The organism is Bacillus mobilis, from assembly GCF_001884045.1.
GTDB lineage: Bacteria > Bacillota > Bacilli > Bacillales > Bacillaceae_G > Bacillus_A > Bacillus_A mobilis.
On record NZ_MACF01000122.1, the window covers coordinates 14,870 to 33,928 of the forward strand.

General features: G+C 38.7%; 17 protein-coding genes. 11 read left to right on the top strand and 6 right to left on the bottom strand.

Translation table 11 applies throughout. From position 1 onward, the window contains the following. The first annotated feature begins 2 nt into the window (after positions 1–2). Positions 3–2,411, top strand: a complete 2,409-nt coding sequence (gene glgP / locus BAQ44_RS22555) for a glycogen phosphorylase (protein ID WP_071723919.1) — start codon at positions 3–5, stop codon at positions 2,409–2,411. 131 nt (positions 2,412–2,542) lie between these two features. On the opposite strand, the gene BAQ44_RS31620 is transcribed toward glgP, so the two are convergent. The 3 genes from BAQ44_RS31620 to BAQ44_RS22565 form a co-directional block, all read right to left on the bottom strand. Further along, positions 2,543–2,677, bottom strand: a complete 135-nt coding sequence (locus tag BAQ44_RS31620; protein ID WP_000911073.1) for a hypothetical protein — start codon at positions 2,675–2,677, stop codon at positions 2,543–2,545. 76 nt (positions 2,678–2,753) lie between these two features. After that, positions 2,754–3,476 carry a lipase family protein gene (locus tag BAQ44_RS22560; protein ID WP_071723921.1) on the bottom strand — a complete coding sequence of 241 codons (723 nt, stop codon included), beginning with the start codon at positions 3,474–3,476 and terminating at the stop codon, positions 2,754–2,756. A gap of 255 nt (positions 3,477–3,731) precedes the next feature. Further along, the gene (locus BAQ44_RS22565; RefSeq protein WP_061677621.1) at positions 3,732–4,514 is read right to left on the bottom strand and encodes a TIGR00266 family protein; all 783 of its coding nucleotides are present in this window, start codon (positions 4,512–4,514) and stop codon (positions 3,732–3,734) included. A gap of 321 nt (positions 4,515–4,835) precedes the next feature. Between BAQ44_RS22565 and cspD the strand changes: the two genes are divergently transcribed. Next, positions 4,836–5,036: a cold-shock protein CspD gene (cspD, locus tag BAQ44_RS22570; RefSeq protein ID WP_001193053.1), complete on the top strand. Its 201-nt coding sequence runs from the start codon at positions 4,836–4,838 to the stop codon at positions 5,034–5,036. A gap of 44 nt (positions 5,037–5,080) precedes the next feature. Here the strand turns inward: cspD and BAQ44_RS22575 are convergent, their stop codons facing one another. After that, complete coding sequence (locus BAQ44_RS22575) at positions 5,081–5,812, bottom strand: yteA family sporulation protein (RefSeq protein ID WP_000957370.1); 732 nt, start codon at positions 5,810–5,812, stop codon at positions 5,081–5,083. Positions 5,813–5,922: 110 nt separating this feature from the next. Beyond that, a complete protein-coding gene (locus BAQ44_RS22580; RefSeq protein WP_000425753.1) occupies positions 5,923–6,876 on the bottom strand; it encodes a 1,4-dihydroxy-2-naphthoate polyprenyltransferase in 954 nt (317 codons plus the stop codon). 194 nt (positions 6,877–7,070) lie between these two features. Here BAQ44_RS22580 and BAQ44_RS22585 point away from each other — a divergent pair, with 194 nt between their 5' ends. The 9 genes from BAQ44_RS22585 to BAQ44_RS22625 all read left to right on the top strand — a co-directional run bounded on the left by BAQ44_RS22585 (position 7,071) and on the right by BAQ44_RS22625 (position 17,604). Beyond that, complete coding sequence (locus tag BAQ44_RS22585; RefSeq protein ID WP_071723923.1) at positions 7,071–8,465, top strand: isochorismate synthase; 1,395 nt, start codon at positions 7,071–7,073, stop codon at positions 8,463–8,465. Beyond that, entirely contained in the window at positions 8,462–10,216 is a 1,755-nt protein-coding gene (gene menD, locus BAQ44_RS22590) for a 2-succinyl-5-enolpyruvyl-6-hydroxy-3-cyclohexene-1-carboxylic-acid synthase (protein WP_071723925.1), read from the top strand. The genes BAQ44_RS22585 and menD overlap by 4 nt, the downstream gene beginning before the upstream one ends. Further along, complete coding sequence (gene menH / locus BAQ44_RS22595) at positions 10,213–11,025, top strand: 2-succinyl-6-hydroxy-2,4-cyclohexadiene-1-carboxylate synthase (RefSeq protein ID WP_071723927.1); 813 nt, start codon at positions 10,213–10,215, stop codon at positions 11,023–11,025. Before menD ends, menH begins: the two co-directional genes overlap by 4 nt. Positions 11,026–11,093: 68 nt before the next feature. After that, on the top strand, positions 11,094–11,912 hold the full coding sequence (menB, locus tag BAQ44_RS22600; RefSeq protein WP_000963888.1) for a 1,4-dihydroxy-2-naphthoyl-CoA synthase: 819 nt from the start codon (positions 11,094–11,096) through the stop codon (positions 11,910–11,912). A 236-nt stretch (positions 11,913–12,148) separates the two neighbouring features. Further along, positions 12,149–13,594 (top strand): o-succinylbenzoate--CoA ligase, encoded by a 1,446-nt coding sequence (locus BAQ44_RS22605; protein WP_071723929.1) that lies wholly within the window; start codon positions 12,149–12,151, stop codon positions 13,592–13,594. After that, a complete protein-coding gene (gene menC / locus BAQ44_RS22610; RefSeq protein ID WP_071723932.1) occupies positions 13,595–14,701 on the top strand; it encodes an o-succinylbenzoate synthase in 1,107 nt (368 codons plus the stop codon). It abuts the gene before it with no gap. 162 nt (positions 14,702–14,863) lie between these two features. After that, entirely contained in the window at positions 14,864–15,562 is a 699-nt protein-coding gene (locus tag BAQ44_RS22615; protein ID WP_063259493.1) for a response regulator transcription factor, read from the top strand. Further along, the gene (locus BAQ44_RS22620; protein ID WP_063259494.1) at positions 15,555–16,661 is read left to right on the top strand and encodes a HAMP domain-containing sensor histidine kinase; all 1,107 of its coding nucleotides are present in this window, start codon (positions 15,555–15,557) and stop codon (positions 16,659–16,661) included. The genes BAQ44_RS22615 and BAQ44_RS22620 overlap by 8 nt, the downstream gene beginning before the upstream one ends. A gap of 82 nt (positions 16,662–16,743) precedes the next feature. Beyond that, positions 16,744–17,604 carry a M15 family metallopeptidase gene (locus BAQ44_RS22625; protein WP_071723934.1) on the top strand — a complete coding sequence of 287 codons (861 nt, stop codon included), beginning with the start codon at positions 16,744–16,746 and terminating at the stop codon, positions 17,602–17,604. 67 nt (positions 17,605–17,671) lie between these two features. On the opposite strand, the gene BAQ44_RS22630 is transcribed toward BAQ44_RS22625, so the two are convergent. Next, entirely contained in the window at positions 17,672–18,901 is a 1,230-nt protein-coding gene (locus tag BAQ44_RS22630) for a translocation protein TolB (protein WP_071723936.1), read from the bottom strand. Positions 18,902–19,059: the final 158 nt, after the last annotated feature.

Genomic DNA, 19,059 nt, shown 5'->3' on the forward strand with positions numbered 1-19,059 from the left:
AAATGTTTACTCATGTTGAAAGTTTCAAATCAGCTTTTCTAGAAAAGTTAGAGACGATGTATGGTAAAAGTTTCAAAGACTCTACAACTCGTGATCAATACAATACGCTTGGATACATGGTACGTGAGTATATGAATAGTCAATGGATTGCAACGAACGAAAGTTATCGATCTGGAGAGCGAAAGCAAATGTATTACTTATCCATTGAGTTTTTACTTGGGCGTTTGCTTGGAAGTAACATATTAAATTTAGGTATCAGGGATGTATGTGAGCAAGGACTTTCTGAGCTTGGTATTTCGTTACAAGAATTAGAAGAGGTGGAAGCAGATGCAGGTCTTGGAAATGGTGGACTTGGACGATTAGCAGCCTGTTTCCTTGATTCACTTGCATCGTTAAACTTACCAGGTCATGGCTGTGGCATTCGTTACAAACACGGCTTATTTGATCAAAAAATTGTTGATGGTTATCAAGTTGAATTTCCAGAACAGTGGCTGCTTCATGAAAACGTATGGGAAGTAAGAAGGCATGATCAAGCTGTAGAAGTAAGTTATTTCGGCAATGTTGAACCACTATACATTGATGGACGTTTAGAGTTCAGGCATACGAATGCAGAAGTGATCATGGCAGTACCATATGACGTTCCGGTAGTAGGTTATGAGACGAGTACTGTAAACACACTTAGACTTTGGAATGCTGAACCAGTTCCTTTCCCGCAAAATTGCAAAGATATTTTGAAATATAAGCGTGAAACAGAAGCTGTATCGGAGTTTTTATATCCAGATGATACGCATGATGAGGGGAAAATACTTCGTTTGAAACAACAATATTTCCTCGTATCAGCAAGTTTGCAAAATATCGTTCGTTTGCATAGAGAAAGATATGGTGACCTTCGTCAATTGCATGAGAAAATTGCGATTCATATTAATGATACACACCCAGTTTTGGCGATTCCAGAACTGATGCGTATTTTATTAGATGAAGAAAAACTAGCATGGGAAGAAGCTTGGCACATAACGACGCAAACGATTTCTTATACGAATCATACGACGTTATCAGAAGCACTTGAAAAGTGGCCAATTCACATTTTTAAACCGTTATTACCGAGAATTTATATGATTATTGAAGAGATTAATGAACGTTTCTGTCATGAACTTTGGGAACGTTATCCATATGAATGGCATCGTATTGAAGAGATGGCGATTATTGCACATGATCTTGTGAAAATGGCTCATTTAGCAATTGTCGGTAGCCATAGCGTTAATGGTGTAGCGAAAATTCATACGGAAATTTTAAAACAACGTGAAATGCGATTGTTTTATGAGTTTTATCCAGATAAGTTTAATAATAAAACGAATGGAATTGCTCATAGACGCTGGTTAATGAAGGCGAATCCGCAGCTGACGAACCTTATTTCAGAGGCGATTGGAACAGAGTGGAAGAAAGAACCGATTAAGCTTCAAGCGCTACAATTAGTTCAACACGATGCGAGTTTCCAAGAGAAATTTGCAGAGGTAAAACAAGAGCGTAAAGAGATTTTAGCGGAGCGTATTCATAATAAAATGGGGATTACAATTGATCCTAATTCTATTTTTGATGTGCAAGTAAAAAGACTGCATGCTTACAAACGACAATTATTAAACGTCCTTCATATTTTATATTTGTATAACCGTTTGAAAGAGGATGCTAGTTTTACATTTTATCCGCGAACTTTTATTTTTGGAGCGAAAGCATCACCTGGCTATTACTATGCAAAAAAAATTATTAAATTAATTAATGAACTCGCAAGAAAAGTGAATAATGATTCGTACGTAAGCCAATATATGAAAGTTATCTTTCTAGAAAACTATCGAGTGTCTTTAGCAGAAGATATATTCCCAGCTGCGGATGTTAGTGAGCAAATTTCAACTGCGAGTAAAGAAGCATCAGGAACAGGTAATATGAAATTTATGATGAATGGTGCGATTACGCTCGGAACGTTAGACGGTGCTAATGTTGAAATAAAAGACAGAGTCGGTGATGATAACTGTTTCATTTTCGGTTTAACGGCGGAAGAGGTTCTTCATTACTATCAAAATGGTGGATATCGTGCAAGTGATTATTATCACCACAATATGCATATTAAAAAAGTAGTAGATCAGTTAACGAATGGTTTCTTTGCACATTCAGGAGCTGAATTTGAAGCGATTTACGATTCTCTCGTTATTCAAAATGATGAATACTTCGTTCTGCGAGATTTTGGTCCATATGCGGAAAGGCAAGAAGCTGTTGGTAGAGCTTATGAGAACCGAACGAAGTGGCTAGAAATGTCGATTTTAAATATTGCACAATCTGGTCATTTTGCGAGCGATCGAACGATTTTGCAGTATAGTAACGAGATTTGGGGTATTGGTAATGCGGTTACGCAGTATTAAAGTGGTTGCTACATCGGAAAAGACTATATGAAAATATATCAGCGATTTTTAAGATATATCGATTTACCGACAAAAATTGACACTAATAAAAACCGAGCTTACTCTCAGTAAGCTCGGTTTTCCTTTTTTGCTTAAGAAAGAAATGGAATAGCGGTATAGATTATACCAGTTCCACCATATTCTCCTGTCGCAAAGTATGAAAATGTAAAGAAACCTGTAAACGTAAAAATTACAATGAGAAAAAGTGCAAAGATAAATTTTAGCATGTAAGGTCCCCTCATCCAAAAATAACTTCATATATTATTATAGTATAAGGATATTTAATTTCCAATTGTTTACTGGTTAAAAATGAGAAGTCAGACATGTTTTGTATGTTGTCATGGCATGATTATTTGTAATAGATTTTGTGTTTTTTGCAAATGTCATGTTGTGATGAACGTGTGCATATTCCCAGTCTTGGTCATTAAAATGGACATTGCGCGGAGGGAGAAGAGGAACGACATCAAATAAATTAACGAAGCGAAAGCTACTAGCTACTTGTAGTTTATAATAATTACGAAATGCAATATCGCCTACTTTTGGAGAGGCAAATGTATAAAGACCGTACTGTGCGAAGGCGGTGTTGATACGCGCATCGAGTATATGTAGTGTGGCGAGCGCGCCGCCTAGGCTATGACCTGTTGCAAGAAGTTTTTTATGGGCTGGTAGTGATACGAGCATATCCATAATAGAATCCCGGCAAGATTCATAAATGGAAAGAAAGCCGTTATGGACATTTCCGCTATTCAAAGCGTATGGGTATGGTTTTTGGTTAACGAGTGAATCGATAATCCAGTCTGTATCTGTTTGTGTCCCGCGAAAAGCTACAATAATCGTATCCTCAGATTCTAGTATGAATCCGAACCATTCTGTCGTTTGAATGGTTTTTCCTTGAAAGCCTTGTACATATTGAAAACCATCTGGTATTTCGAAAATCCCATTTTGTTTATATTGTTCATACGTTAACTCACAACAAGAAGCTAACAATATGGCAGTATCTTTATCGAAGGATAAAGGAGTACGCATTAAGGAAGCCCTCCTTAAGAAAAGGTATAGTTCAATATATGCAGTGAGGGACTTGATTCATTCTTTGGAGGGAGTTTGAAAATTAGGCTTGAACCTTTATAAATATGAAGAAGAAGCGCGGCCGAATGAGGCTATGGAATTCAAAGTGGTTTATACAGTCCAAAAAAAAGATAGTTCCCTATGAAGGGGACTATCTTTTTTTTGTTTTATCCCGCTTTAATGGGCAGTAAGATCCCAACTGAATAAAGTTTCACTTTATTCTTTCCCATCTAAAAGACGTCCAAGTCCGCCTAAAACGCTGCCTTCACCGCTGTTTTGAGCTGCTGGGCTTGTAAGGCGTGCTGCTAAACGGCTAAGTGTTAAGGACTGAATCCAAACCGTTCCAGGACCTTCTAACGTTGCGAAGAATAAACCTTCGCCGCCAAATAGAGCTGTTTTTACTTTTCCAACGAATTGAACATCGTAGTTAACATCTTTTGTCATGGCAACGAGACAACCTGTATCGATGCGAAGTCTTTCGCCAGGTTTTAATTCACGCTTATATACAGTTCCGCCTGCATGCATGAAAGCGAGTCCGTCACCTTCAAGTTTCTGCATGATGAAACCTTCACCACCAAAGAAACCAGTTCCAATTTTTTTCGTAAACTCAATTCCGATAGAAACGCCTTTTGCTGCACAAAGAAACGCATCTTTTTGGCAAACTACTTTTCCTTGATATTCTGTTAAATCTACAGGAACAATTTTACCAGGATAAGGAGCAGCAAAAGATACGTGGCGCTTGCCATGACCTGTATTTGTAAAGACAGTCATAAACATACTTTCGCCTGTAACAAGACGCTTACCAGCGCCCATTAATTTACCGAATAGACCACTAGATTGGCCAGAACCATCACCGAAGATTGTTTCCATTTCGATATGATCTTCCATCATCATCATTGCGCCAGCCTCTGCGATAACGCTTTCTTCTGGATCTAATTCAATTTCAACAAACTGCATATCATCGCCATATAATTTATACTCGATTTCATGTGCTTGCATTTTTTCACCTCATCATATGTAGTAATTATATTGTACCGAAATCAAAGAAATTAGAATACTGTAGATTTGTTAATTTTTAAATAAAAATAGAATGAAAATTTAAGGTTATACTAGGATTATAAAAAACGATGGATTGAAAGTGTTCTCATTTGACGTTTTTGATATAGCATGATATAGTGAAATCACTATTGAGCTACATAATGTGGTACGGAAATAAAGCACGTTGTATTAAAGGCTGTAAGCTTGTTATACATTCATGTCCTTTATATCCACCTTTTCATGTGGATTCATAGTTTCATTTTTATTTAGGAGGTACATGACATGCAAACAGGTAAAGTTAAATGGTTTAACGGCGAAAAAGGTTTTGGCTTCATCGAAGTTGAAGGCGGAGAAGACGTATTCGTACATTTCTCAGCTATCCAAGGCGAAGGCTTCAAAACTTTAGAAGAAGGTCAAGAAGTTTCTTTCGAAATCGTTGAAGGAAACCGCGGACCACAAGCAGCTAACGTTACAAAAAACTAATTAGCTAGCGATAAAAAGCATTCCGATTTTCGGAATGCTTTTTTTTATTCTTTGGAACTCGATTCATTTGAGGATAATTCGCCCTTAAAGGTACGCTCTTCAAAGTCATCAAGCATTTGTTCATATTCTTCATGCTCTTCCGTAGCGAAAACTTGCGGATTTTTTCCATACATATCTGTACCGATAAAGTTTTCAAAATCCTCTACGTAGCCTACATTTTCTTCGCTATTTACATACATGCCATTATAGTTTTTGGAATCTTGTCTTTCTAAATCAGACGGCGTTTCAGACGTTCCGTAATTGGCAACATCTTGCCATGCATCTTCCGCATCGTATTCAACAGAATGATCTTCATCATGTTTGTGGAAAGAAGGAGACAACACTTCTTCTTCAACTGGTCGTGTGTTCATATTTAACTTACTTGTCGTGTGCTGTATGCATGTTGTAGCAGTCGGCATTGCTTCTAATCTTTCAAATGGTATTTCTTCGCCAGACACTTCGCAAATGCCGTACGTACCCGCTTCTATTTTTTGCAGAGCATGTTTCGTATCCTCTAGCTGTTTATGCCAAAGTTCAATAAGTCCGAAGTCTTTTTCACGTTCATATAGCTCTGTTGCCATATCAGCTGGATGGTTATCGTAGCTAGATAATTCTCCAACAGAATCACGTTCAGATGCACGATCTTCATTTTCATGTGTTTGTATCGTTTGCTCTAGTTCTTGTTTTTGCTTTTCTAAAACGGATTTAAATTGATTTATTTGTTGTGGAGTTAACATAGTCGTCCACCTTCCTACAATTCAGTTTCTTTACATAGTATGAACGTTGAGAGTGGGAATTATGAGCTGAAATTGGTATACGAAAAAGGAGCCGCGTTAGCGGCTCCTTTTTATAGGAAATATCCAAGTAGTAATCCGATTCCCATTAAGAGACCGAAGATTGTATTTGTTTTCGCTGTTGCAATCATTGCAGGTACCATTTCCATTGGAATGCTTTTGCCGATAAAGCCTTTCGTCGCTTTAAATGCTTTCGGTGCACTTAAAAATACGATAAGCATCCATGGTGATACGATGCCCACGATAATTAAAGCAATTGTCCAAATGTAGGAAACGATGAACATAGAAGCAAGTACACCAACGGCTCTTTCACGTCCAACGAGAATTGCTAACGTTTTACGGCCATTTTCTTTATCGCCATCTAAGTCACGAATGTTATTAGCTAATAATATGGCACCAATTAAAATGGAGCTTGGAATAGATAGTAAAATGACTTCTGATGTTACAGTTCCGGTTTGAATAAAGAATGAAATCCCGATAATAATGACACCCATAAATAGTCCGGCTGTTAACTCACCAAATGGTGTATAGGCAATTGGAAGTGGACCGCCTGTATAAAGGTAAGCAACGGCCATACAAACAAGACCGATTGCTGCAAGCCACCAGCTAGAATTCATACAAATATAAACACCTAATAGTATTGCGATGCCGAAAAATCCAAATGCTAAGTTAAGCACTGTTTTTGGCTGAATGCCATCGCGGACGATAGCGCCGCCGATACCAACTGATCCTTCGTGATCAAGTCCTCTTTTATAATCAAAGTATTCATTAAACATGTTTGTTGCTGCTTGAATGAGAAGACAAGCAAGAAGCATCATAAGGAAAAGAGGGAGATGTATTTGATTTATGCCTCCGACCTGCATTGCATATGCTGTTCCGATGAAAACAGGAACGAAAGCTGCTGTTAATGTATGGGGACGTAGTAAACTCCACCAAATGCGCCAGCCTGTTTGCTTACTTGGCTTTGGCGCCGTAGGAGAGGAATTCGTTTCGACGTTCATTTCCATGTTGAATCCTCCTTTGGTCACATATTGTACACAACTAAGTGTAGAAAAAGCATCATTTAGTGTCAACGTTTATTTTCTAGGAAGAGAAGGTGAATTTCTCAGAAATGCTAAACGTTGACAGGCCTTTCGTTTGAGGTGTATCTTAAAATCAAGCGTAATTATGACTATTTTTCGCCCATAGGGGGGAGACAATTGTGATTCAAACGAAACAAAAAGGCTTGCAAGAAGTTCTTAGTGCAGCTATTAAGCGTGCAACTGATGAAAAAATATTGGTTAGTTTTGTAAAACAAATAGACTGGATGGATCCGCTTCTGTTTTATGCAGCAGGTAAAAGGATTGCATCCGAAAATAGATGTTATTTTGCAGACCCAGCTCAGCATGTAATATTTGCTGGAATTGGCTCTGTTTTCACTATAGCAACTGCTTCTCAAAAACGCTTTCAAACTACTCGTGACGAGTGGGATAAAGTAAAAGAAAAAGCATTTGTACAAAGAGAAAAATACGAATTTGGAACAGGTCCTCTTTTATTTGGTGGATTTTCATTTGATCAAGAAAAAGAGAAAACGGACTTATGGAAAGAATTTGATGATACGACATTTTCACTACCAGCATTTTTATTAACTGTAAAAAATGAAAAAGCATGGTTAACAATGAATACATTCGTTTCAGCAACAGATTGTGCAGAAACTCTTTATAACGAAATTGTTTCTTTAGAAGAGAAAATTTTTGGGGAGAGTAAATGTGCACTAGAAGGATCGAAATTAACAGTTACTTCTAAAGTAGAAGTGGATCCGAAAGGCTGGATGAAGGCCATTGAGAAAGTGCAAGATGAGATGAAGCAGGGGAACGTGCAGAAGGTTGTATTAGCGAGAGAGCTAAAAGTAGAAATGGATCATCATATTGATTCTGCTCTCGTTTTAGAAGCACTTCGCATAGGGCAACCAGATTGTTACGTATTTTCTTTTGATTATAAAGGAGCATGCTTCTTAGGAGCGACGCCAGAGAGATTAATTCGCAAAGAAGATGAGAAGTTTACTTCGATGTGTCTTGCAGGTTCAACTGGTCATGGTCAATCTATAGAAGAAAGTAAGCGAAATAGTAATGCGCTTCTTCATGATGAAAAGAATTTAGCTGAACACGGTTATGTTGTGAACATGATCCGAGGAGTATTAAATGAGCACTGCGAATCTGTTAATATTCCGGAAAGCCCGGGCTTATTAACAACGAAAAACTTAATTCATTTATATACGCCTGTAGAGGCAAAAGGCGATGCGAGTCTTTTGACAATGGTAGAAGAATTACATCCAACGCCAGCTCTTGGCGGGACACCTCGTTTGGAAGCGATGAAACTGATTCGTGATGTTGAATTGTTAGACAGAGGATTATATGGTGCACCGATTGGCTGGATAGATGATGAAGGAAATGGTGAGTTTGCGGTTGCGCTTCGCTGCGGATTATTAAATGGCGAGAAAGCATCCTTATTTGCCGGTTGCGGGATTGTAATTGATTCAGTACCGCAACTTGAATATGAAGAAACAAGTTTGAAGTTTAGACCGATGCTTGGTGCTTTGGAGGAATTAATGAAATGAACAATCATATAGAAGCATTGTCATATTATTTAGGCGCGTTCGTGGATGAACTGACGCGTCTAAATGTATGTGATGTTGTCATTAGTCCAGGCTCACGGTCAACGCCGATTGCTTTGCTAATGGAACAACATGAAGGAATGAACACATATTTACATGTAGATGAAAGATCTGCAGGATTTTTTGCACTCGGTATTGCAAAAGCGAAAAAACGTCCGGTTGCATTATTATGTACGTCAGGAACGGCAGCAGCGAACTACTATCCAGCTGTATGTGAAGCTTTTCATTCGCGAGTGCCGCTTATCGTCTTAACAGCAGATAGACCGCATGAATTAAGAGACGTCGGTGCACCACAAGCGATGAATCAAATTAATTTATACGGTACATTTGTGAAGCAATTTACAGAGATGGCACTTCCAGAAGCGAGTGAAGCGATGTATCATTACGCTCGCATGACGACGCAGCGCACGATAGCAAGCGCACTTCTGGCGCCGCAAGGACCTGTTCATCTTAATTTTCCAGTTCGCGAACCACTTATCCCGGACTTTTCATTAGAAAGTTTATGGGATAAAGGACGTGGGGAATATACAGGAGTAGTTCAGCAAGGGAACGTGACGATGCCGAATGAATATGTAGATTCTCTTGTAGGGCGCCTTTCACATATGGAAAAGGGGCTTATTATTTGTGGAGATGATAGTCATCCAGAAATCGCAGCGTTTGCAACGCAACTAGCTGAAAAAACGGGATATCCAATATTAGCAGATCCACTTTCTAACATTCGTAGCGGACACCACGATAAAACGATGGTAATCGACTGTTACGATACATTTTTACGAAATGAGCTGTTAAAGGAAACGTGGAAGCCAGAAGTCATGATTCGCTTTGGTGGTATGCCTGTTTCGAAAGCATTAACGCAGTTCATTAAAAGACAGAAGAAAGCCGTTCATATCGTTGTTGAGGAATCTGGACAATGGAGAGATCCAGCTCTCGTTGCGACAGAAGTGGTCCAAGCGAGTGATATTGCATTTTGCAAGGCACTAATAGAAAAAATGCCAGTTATGAAAAAGAATGATTGGTTCAGAATGTGGCAACATATAAACGAAAAAACGAAGGAAACGCTTCGTGAAATGGAAACATATGATACTGCATTTGAAGGGAAAGTTATTACGGATATTGTCCGTGTACTACCAGAAGGGGCAACATTATTTGCGAGTAATAGTATGCCAATTCGTGATACAGATTCATTCTTCTTCACATCGGATAAAAATATTCAAGTGATGGCAAACCGCGGTGTAAACGGGATTGATGGCATCATTTCGACAGCTTTAGGAGCGAGCATTATTTGCGATCCGCTCGTATTAGTAATTGGTGATTTATCCTTTTATCACGATTTAAACGGATTATTAGCCGCAAAATTACATGAATTAAACATAACGATTGTCATTGTAAATAATGACGGTGGTGGTATTTTCTCATTCTTACCACAGTATGAGAAAAAGGAACACTTCGAATCATTATTTGGAACGCCAATTGGGCTTGATTACGAGCATGTTGTCAAAATGTATGGCGGTTCATTTAGCCGTGTAAATGGTTGGGAGCAATTCCGAGAAGAGGTACAAAAAGGAACAAGGGCGGAAGGTTTACACGTTGTAGAAATTTGTACGAACCGTGATGAAAACTTAACATTGCACCGTGAATTATGGGCAAAAACGCAGGACGTAATTACTACATCGTTGCAAGGTGAATCAAAATGAACGTAACGCTGCAAGGTGTATCGTATGAATATGAAGTAGTTGGAAGCGGAGAACCACTTCTACTTCTTCATGGTTTTACGGGAAGCATGGAAACGTGGCGTTCTTTCGTTCCTTCTTGGAGCGAGCAATTTCAAGTCATTTTAGTAGACATTGTTGGGCACGGAAAAACGGAAAGCCCTGAAGATGTAATGCATTATGATATTCGAAATGTAGCATTGCAAATGAAAGAACTATTAGATTATCTTCATATTGAAAAAGCGCACATAATTGGCTATTCAATGGGCGGTAGACTGGCGATTACGATGGCATGTTTATATCCGGAGTATGTACATTCTCTTTTATTAGAAAATTGTACAGCTGGGCTCAAAAGTGAAGAGGACAGAAAAGAACGTCGTGAAAAAGATGAGCGACTTGCTCATAAAATTGAACGAGAAGGCATCGAAAGTTTTGTATCAATGTGGGAAAATATTCCGCTTTTTGAAACGCAAAAACGTTTAGCACAAAACGTACAAGAAGCAGTGCGACGAGAACGACTTGCTAACGATTCAAAAGGACTTGCAAATAGCTTAAGAGGCATGGGAACAGGGGCTCAGCCTTCATGGTGGGACGAGCTGCCAAACTTAAAAATGCCTGTTCTTTTAATGAACGGGGAGCATGATGAAAAGTTCTTTCGCATATTAAAAACCATCGAAAAAAGCGCCCATGACGCGAAATTTGTCAAAATTGATGGTGCTGGCCATGCAATTCATGTGGAACAACCGGAAAAGTTTGATACAATAGTAAAGGGATTTCTAAAAACTATGCAGTGATGCTTTTTCATCTAAGAAGGAAGCTACACTTATAGAGGAGATCAGAAATATACAAGGAGGTAGTTGTAATGGCTATTGAATGGGTAAAAGAAGGCAATTACGAAGATATTATTTATTCAACATACAATGGTATCGCAAAGATTTCGATTAACCGCCCTGAAGTACATAACGCATTCCGTCCTAAAACGGTAATGGAGTTAATCAACGCTTTTGCACACGCTCGTGATGATGCAAATGTTGGCGTTATCATTTTAACAGGTGAAGGTGGACGTGCATTCTGTTCTGGCGGCGACCAAAAAGTTCGCGGTCATGGTGGATATGTAGGTGACGACCAAATTCCTCGTTTAAACGTATTAGACTTACAACGTCTAATTCGCGCAATTCCTAAACCAGTTATCGCAATGGTAGCAGGTTATGCAATCGGTGGTGGACACGTACTTCATATCGTATGTGACTTAACAATCGCTGCAGACAACGCTGTATTCGGACAAACAGGTCCTAAAGTAGGAAGCTTTGACGGTGGATACGGAGCTGGTTACTTAGCTCGTATGGTAGGCCACAAGAAAGCTCGCGAAATTTGGTACCTATGCCGTCAATACAGCGCACAAGAAGCGCTTGATATGGGCTTAGTAAACACAGTAGTACCATTAGAAGAGCTTGAAGCAGAAACAGTACAATGGGCACAAGAAATCTTAGCAAACAGCCCAATGGCACTTCGTTTCCTAAAAGCTGCATTCAACGCAGACACAGACGGTCTAGCTGGTATTCAACAACTAGCTGGAGATGCAACGTTATTGTACTACACAACTGACGAAGCAAAAGAAGGTCGTGACGCGTTCAAAGAAAAACGCAGTCCGGACTTCGGTCAATTCCCTCGTTTCCCTTGATCAAACCAAAAGCGGAGCCGACTGCTTAGCCTCGTAGGCTAAGGTTCTTTCGCACAGAAAGTGTTCTTTACTTTCTCGTGCGGAAGGTTCTTAGACGGAAGGGGCTAGGAGGCGTAGCTAGATGTGATCAAAAGCGGAAGCGGCTCGCCTACAAAGTGAGACGCAACCGGAAACAAAACAACTAAGAGACTTGATGTCATATCAAGTCTCTTTCTTTCATGAAAGGAGAATGGATGATGGAGACGATGCCAAATTGGTTAAAGCAACGTGCATTTTTAACACCAGACCGCACTGCAATTGAAATAGAGGATGAAAAGGTTACTTTTATGCAGCTGCATGAAAAAGTAGTATCTGTTTGTGAACACCTCACGTATGTAGGAGTGAAGCGTGGGCAAAAGGTGGCTGTTCTGATGAAAAATGGTATGGAGATGATTACAGTTATTCACGCCCTATCTTACGTAGGTGCAGTAGCTGTACTTTTAAATACACGTCTTTCAAGAGAAGAGCTACTTTGGCAAATGGATGATGCTGAAGTTGCATGCTTAGTGACAAATCAAAATTTTGAGACTAAAGATGTTCCTGTATATTCATTCGCCGAAGTGATGAATGGACCGAAGGCGGAAGCCTCTATACAAGAAGAATTCTCTTTAGAAGAAGCGATGACAATTATTTATACGTCAGGGACGACAGGAAAACCGAAAGGCGTTATTTTAACGTACGGCAATCACTGGGCAAGCGCGGTTGGCTCTTCGCTTAATTTAGGGCTTCGTGATGATGATTGCTGGTTAGCTTGTATGCCGATGTTCCATGTTGGCGGGTTATCTCTTTTAATGAAAAATATTATGTACGGCATGCGCATTTTACTCGTTCCGAAATATGATGCTGACTTTATTCATAAAGCACTTCAAACGAGAGGCGTAACGATTATTTCTGTCGTTTCTAAAATGTTAACTGATCTATTAGAAAGACTTGAAGAAGAGACATATCCATCTTCTTTACGATGCATGTTACTGGGCGGGGGACCAGCGCCGAAACCGTTACTTGAAACATGTGTAGAAAAAGGAATTCCTGTGTATCAAACGTACGGTATGACAGAAACGTCGTCGCAAATTTGTACGTTATCAGCAGATTACATGTTAACGAAAGTAGGATCAGCCGGGAAAACACTATTTCAGTGTCAACTTCGTATTGAAAAAGATGGCGTAGTAGTAGCGCCGTTTGCGGAAGGCGAGATCGTAGTAAAAGGACCAAACGTAACAGGCGGTTATTTTAACCGTGAAGATGCGACGCGCGAAACCATTCAAAACGGATGGCTTCATACTGGTGACCTCGGTTATTTAGACGAAGAAGGATTTTTATACGTATTAGATCGCCGTAGTGATTTAATTATTTCTGGTGGGGAAAATATATATCCGGCTCAAATTGAAGAAGTGTTACTTTCTCATCCGATGGTAGCGGAAGCCGGTGTTGTCGGCATGACTGACGATAAATGGGGACAAGTACCCGCTGCTTTTGTTGTAAAAAGCGGAGAGGTAACAGAAGAGGAAATTCTTCATTTTTGCGAGGAGAAATTAGCGAAATATAAAGTGCCGAAAAAAGCATGTTTTTTAGAGGAATTGCCACGAAACGCTTCGAAAAAATTGTTAAGACGAGAGTTAAGACAATTAGTGGAGGAGATGTAAGTGGAAATAAAAAAAGCGACACTTCATATAACGGAAATGCCACTTGTAATCCCGTTTGCTGCAAGCTACGGAACGTATGAGAAGCGTGAGAGCATCGTGATTGAATTAGAAGATACGGACGGGTACATTGGATTTGGCGAAGTCGTTGCGTTTTCTGAACCGTGGTATACGGAAGAAACAGTGAAGACGGCGCTGCATGTACTACAAGATTTTTTATTACCTGATTTATTAAAAGCTGAAATTTCTCATCCGAATGAAGTGCCAGGTTTGTTTCAGCATATAAAAAGAAACCGAATGGCAAAGGCCGGAATTGAAGGGGCTGTTTGGGATTTATATGCGAAGCGTGAACAGAAATCGTTAGCGACGTTACTTGGCGGAACTAGGACTGAAATTGAAGTTGGTGTTGTGGTTGGTATCAATACAATTTCGGTTATGTTAAAACAAATCGAGAAGTATGCGGAAGAAGGATACGAGCGTTTTAAAGTAAAAATAAAACCAGAGCATGACTACGAGTTATTGAAAGAAATTCGTAAAGAGTTTCCGCACATCCCGTTAATGGTTGATGCAAATTCAGCCTATACGCTAGCGGATACGGAGAAATTGAAACGATTAGATGAATTTCAATTGATGATGATTGAACAACCACTAGCGGACTACGACTTTCTCGATCATGCACAGTTGCAAAAGGAAATTGAAACGCCGATTTGTTTAGACGAAAGCATCCATAGTTTAGAAGACGCGCGCGTTGCGATTACGCTTGGCAGCTGCCGCATCGTTAATATTAAACCAGGGCGAGTGGGTGGATTAACAGAATCTATTCAAATTCATAATTATTGCATGGAGCACAACATACCCGTTTGGTGCGGCGGTATGGTAGAAATGGGGATTTCAAGGGCACAAAATGTTGCACTTGCTTCACTGTCGAACTTTTCGATTCCAGGTGATATATCTGCCTCTAGTAGACACTGGGAGAAGGATATTATTTCGCCGGAAGTGATGCTAGAGAGCGGAAAAGTGATTGTACCGCAAAGCGTTGACGCTGAGTATGAAGTAGACCGCGGAAGGTTGACGGAAATTACGAAGCAGCGGATTGTTTTGGAACGGTAGGTTGAGTCTTTCAAATAGCGGGTGAATTTTGTTGGTAAGTCGATATATTTCAATAATCACTGATATAATTTTATTTACTAAGGTTACTCCCGCGAGTAACCTTTTCGTATTGTACAAATTGGATAGACTAGTTTACAATCGAGCGTATAAAGGGGGAGTAATATGAAGCGCATTTCAATTTTAATAGCGGATGATGAGGCAGAAATTGCTGATTTAATTGAGATACATTTAGAAAAAGAAGGCTACCACGTCGTGAAAGCAGCTGATGGAGAAGAGGCAATTCATATTATTGAAACGCAGCCAATCGACTTAGTGGTTTTAGATATTATGATGCCGAAAATGGATGGTTATGAAGTGACACGCCAAATTCGTGCGAAGCATCATATGCCAATCATTTTCTTAAGTGCGAAAACGTCTGATTTTGATAAGGTGACAGGGCTTGTATTAGGCGCGGATGATTATATGACGAAACCTTTTACACCGATTGAATTAGTTGCGCGTGTAAATGCACAATTACGCCGATTTCTTACGTTAAATCAGCCGAAAGTAGCGGAGAATAAATCTGCTTTAGAGGTAGGCGGAGTCGTTATTGATCCTGAGCGAAGAACAGTAAATGTGTACGGAGAAAAAGTTGAATTAACACCGAAAGAGTTTGATATTTTATATTTATTAGCGAGCCATCCGAAGAAAGTGTACAATGTAGAAAATATTTTTCAGCAAGTATGGGCAGATGATTATTTTGAAGGCGGAAATACAGTTATGGTACATATTCGTACGTTGCGGAAAAAACTTGGGGAAGATAAAAGAAAGAACAAGTTAATAAAAACAGTGTGGGGAGTAGGGTATACGTTCAATGGCTAAAAAGATGAGAAGCTTTCGCTCGAAGATGGTTATGCTATTTGCGTTAAGTATGATATTTGCTGGTGGCGTAACGTATATCATTTATGAAGGATTACGGATTTATTATAAATTAGTCGTTCGTTTTGAGGATCCGTTAGCTCAATTTCGTTCCATGGTAAGACAAATTGGGGATGTTAATTTCTTTTTAATTATTTTCATCCCTCTATCCATTATGTTTTTCTTCTTCCTTACTAGGCCTTATGTAAAATATTTTGATGAGATTTCAAGCGGGATTCATCATTTGGCGAACGGAAATTTTTCAAATGAAGTGCACGTGTCATCAAATGATGAGTTTGGATATATCGCACGTGAAATAAATGTAGCGAGTGAAAAACTAAAGGAAGCAGTAGAACGAGGCGACTTTGCGGAAAGTAGTAAAGATCAACTCATTGTTAACTTAGCTCACGATTTAAGAACGCCGTTAACATCTGTTTTAGGATATTTAGATTTAATTCTTAAAGATGAGAATTTGACGAAGGAACAAATTAAACACTTTTCCACAATTGCTTTTACGAAATCGGAAAGGCTGGAAAGTTTAATTGATGAGTTATTTGAAATCACAAGAATGAATTATGGGATGCTGAAGCTGGAAAAAAGATCGATTGATATAGGTGAATTGCTTATTCAGTTAGATGAAGAATTATATCCGTTATTAGAAAAGAAGGAATTAGAAGCGAGATTGAATATCACGCCGCAGTTACCTATTAACGGTGACGGGAAGTTATTAGCGAGGGTATTTGAAAATCTTTTAACGAATGCGATTCGCTACGGGTATGATGGAAAGTTTGTTGATGTGAACGGGTACATTGAAGGTGAAGAGGTAGTCGTACAAATTATTAATTACGGAGACAGCATTCCGGAAGAAGATTTACCGTATCTTTTTGATATGTTTTATACAGGTGATAAGGCAAGATCGGAGCAGCAAGGTGGTACAGGCCTTGGGCTATTTATTGCGAAAAATATTGTTGAGCAGCATGATGGAAAGATTTCTGCTGAAAGTAATGTGATTAGAACGATATTTGAAGTGAGATTGCCAAAAGAAGAGAGCGAAGTAATTTAATAAAAATTTAAACTTTACCCCACTTTTTATTTTAATAGTTTTTTCTATTCTATACGTAAGTTACGTTAAGGAGGAACTAGAAATGAAAAAGTGGGTATTTATTTCTTTTTTTATAGCATGCACAATCTGTGTAGGCGTTTATATATCACCATTATTTCAAAAAGAGATCGATGTTAAAATTGCCGACAAAGATAATACGGTAAGAGCTGCGAACACGGAAAATATAGAGATTACAAAAGAAGAAATTTATAAAGGGGATCTATTATTAGTTAATAAAGATTACCCAGTTAAAAAAGATAGTATTAGGTCTGACATTATAAATGTAAATCACAATAGTGAATTAGTAAGAGGTTACGTCATATTTGATAGAAATCTTCGCTTATCAAAGGGTGTTGTGGAAAGTTTTTTGAACGTTGTCGATGCAGCTGGAAAAGATGGAGTACAGCATTTTTTAATGAGTAGCGGGTATCGAGATTTTAAAGAGCAAAGTAAATTGTATAAAGAAATGGGATCTGACTATGCACTTCCAGCAGGATATAGTGAACATAATTTAGGATTATCACTCGACATTGGATCTACGCAAAAGAAAATGGAGAGAGCCCCTGAAGGAAAGTGGATTGAAGAGAACGTATGGAAGCATGGCTTTGTTTTACGTTATCCGAAAAATAAAAGTCATATTACAGGCATTCAATATGAGCCGTGGCATATACGTTATGTCGGTTTACCGCATAGTGCGATTATGCAAAAAGAGAAAATTACATTGGAGGAATACTTAGACTTCTTAAAAGAGAAAAAAGAAATCACAACCGATGTGGAAGGTAAGAAATATACGGTTTCTTATTATAAAGTGTCAGGGAACAGGAAAGTGAATGTTCCAGCGAATAAGCAGTATGAAATTTCGGGGAATAATATGGATGGGGTTATTGTGACGGTACAGGAATAGATAATCTTGATTCTCCCATAATAGTGCTCTATTACGGGAGAATCAAATAGGGGAACAGATACAATTCTCAATGGATTTCATTCCGAGTAAAAAAGATTGGAGCTTCATCAACATTCTTCAGCCATATATACTCTTGACTATGTAAGCTATCCTTCATCCAGACATCGCCTTTATATACATTTGTTTTCTTGCGAAGCCAAGTAAGATAAGGGCCAATAACTTGAGGGTCTTCATCACGTTCATTCTGTTTTGGGAACGAGATTTGTTTCTGTTCTTCTGTTTTTATATTGATCATATAAAGTATTGTAAATATCGCCGGAACAGGACCTTCTTTCCATACCTTATTTTCTGTTGCACGAGCCACAACCACTTTGTTTGGTGAAAACCATTCTAAATCAAGGTCTACATAACCGACAGGTGTGTAGACCTTTTGTTGTTTTGCTGTTACCATGTCTGCAACTGTGAATTTTTTATTTTCTACAAAGAACCTTCCTTCTCCTGAAATATAGGCGAGTTGATTAGTTGATGGAGCCCACTTCATCCAATCTTTGAACCATAGCATGTTACCAATCGTTCGAAAGTGTCTTCCTTTTGATGAGATAACACATAATGTATTGCTATCCATTGCCAAAGAGGCAGTAGGACTAGCCAAAAAACTAATCCATTTTCCATCAGAACTCCACTTGAAATAGTTAGCGTTAATCGCAAATAAATCAGTTTCATTTGTTTGAATCGTATAAAAAGGCTTTATTTTATCTTTAGCAAGATTTGCATCGACTGGTATTTTATAAAGTGGAATTGTGCCCCATCCGGTCGGACGCAAGCAGGATTGTGAGGAGACGATAAATTCCTTTCCGTTCGGGAACCATTCGAAATCACTAACCCCTAGGGATACATTTTCAAAACCTTGTGGGCGACCGTTTTTAATTTTTGTAACGTTTAATAAACCTTGATCAGTGTAAGCTAATTGATTTTTATTTGGTGACCATTTAAAGTCAGATGTTATGACCCGTTCATAAGGCTGATAGTTTACTTTCTTCTTCGTATCATAAATGAATAAGTTAGACTTTTTCCCTGTTTCATCACTATCAATATAACCAATAAATCTCCCATCATAAGACCATTTTGGAGAATACACATATCGATTTATTGTGATTTGCATTTCTTGATTTCCTTTCTTTATCCATAGCTGATGGTCCCGGATAAATGCAGCCGTGAGTGATGGAGGGGCTGCGCTAACCGTTGTTGGTACATACAAAGTGATTAAAATTATAAATAATAAAATTCGAAATCCCAAGAATCTCCCTCCTGCTTATAGGGTGTCCGAATATGTAATGGAAACTCATATTTTAATATAAAATTAAACATTATAACGTTATATTTACTTCTCCCTTTTTTTGTGTTACGCTAAACGTGTGAAAGAGATATAAAATGAAACTTTAATGTAAGCGTATT

Coding starts and splice junctions, on each gene's coding strand:
- BAQ44_RS22615 (WP_063259493.1), top strand. CDS start 14,864: ATGAAGCGCATTTCAATTTTAATAGCGGATGATGAGGCAGAAATTGCT.
- cspD (WP_001193053.1), top strand. CDS start 4,836: ATGCAAACAGGTAAAGTTAAATGGTTTAACGGCGAAAAAGGTTTTGGC.
- BAQ44_RS22605 (WP_071723929.1), top strand. CDS start 12,149: ATGGAGACGATGCCAAATTGGTTAAAGCAACGTGCATTTTTAACACCA.
- BAQ44_RS22560 (WP_071723921.1), bottom strand. CDS start 3,476: ATGCGTACTCCTTTATCCTTCGATAAAGATACTGCCATATTGTTAGCT.
- glgP (WP_071723919.1), top strand. CDS start 3: ATGTTTACTCATGTTGAAAGTTTCAAATCAGCTTTTCTAGAAAAGTTA.
- menB (WP_000963888.1), top strand. CDS start 11,094: ATGGCTATTGAATGGGTAAAAGAAGGCAATTACGAAGATATTATTTAT.
- BAQ44_RS31620 (WP_000911073.1), bottom strand. CDS start 2,677: ATGCTAAAATTTATCTTTGCACTTTTTCTCATTGTAATTTTTACGTTT.
- BAQ44_RS22575 (WP_000957370.1), bottom strand. CDS start 5,812: ATGTTAACTCCACAACAAATAAATCAATTTAAATCCGTTTTAGAAAAG.
- BAQ44_RS22580 (WP_000425753.1), bottom strand. CDS start 6,876: ATGGAAATGAACGTCGAAACGAATTCCTCTCCTACGGCGCCAAAGCCA.
- menD (WP_071723925.1), top strand. CDS start 8,462: ATGAACAATCATATAGAAGCATTGTCATATTATTTAGGCGCGTTCGTG.
- BAQ44_RS22620 (WP_063259494.1), top strand. CDS start 15,555: ATGGCTAAAAAGATGAGAAGCTTTCGCTCGAAGATGGTTATGCTATTT.
- menH (WP_071723927.1), top strand. CDS start 10,213: ATGAACGTAACGCTGCAAGGTGTATCGTATGAATATGAAGTAGTTGGA.
- BAQ44_RS22565 (WP_061677621.1), bottom strand. CDS start 4,514: ATGCAAGCACATGAAATCGAGTATAAATTATATGGCGATGATATGCAG.
- BAQ44_RS22625 (WP_071723934.1), top strand. CDS start 16,744: ATGAAAAAGTGGGTATTTATTTCTTTTTTTATAGCATGCACAATCTGT.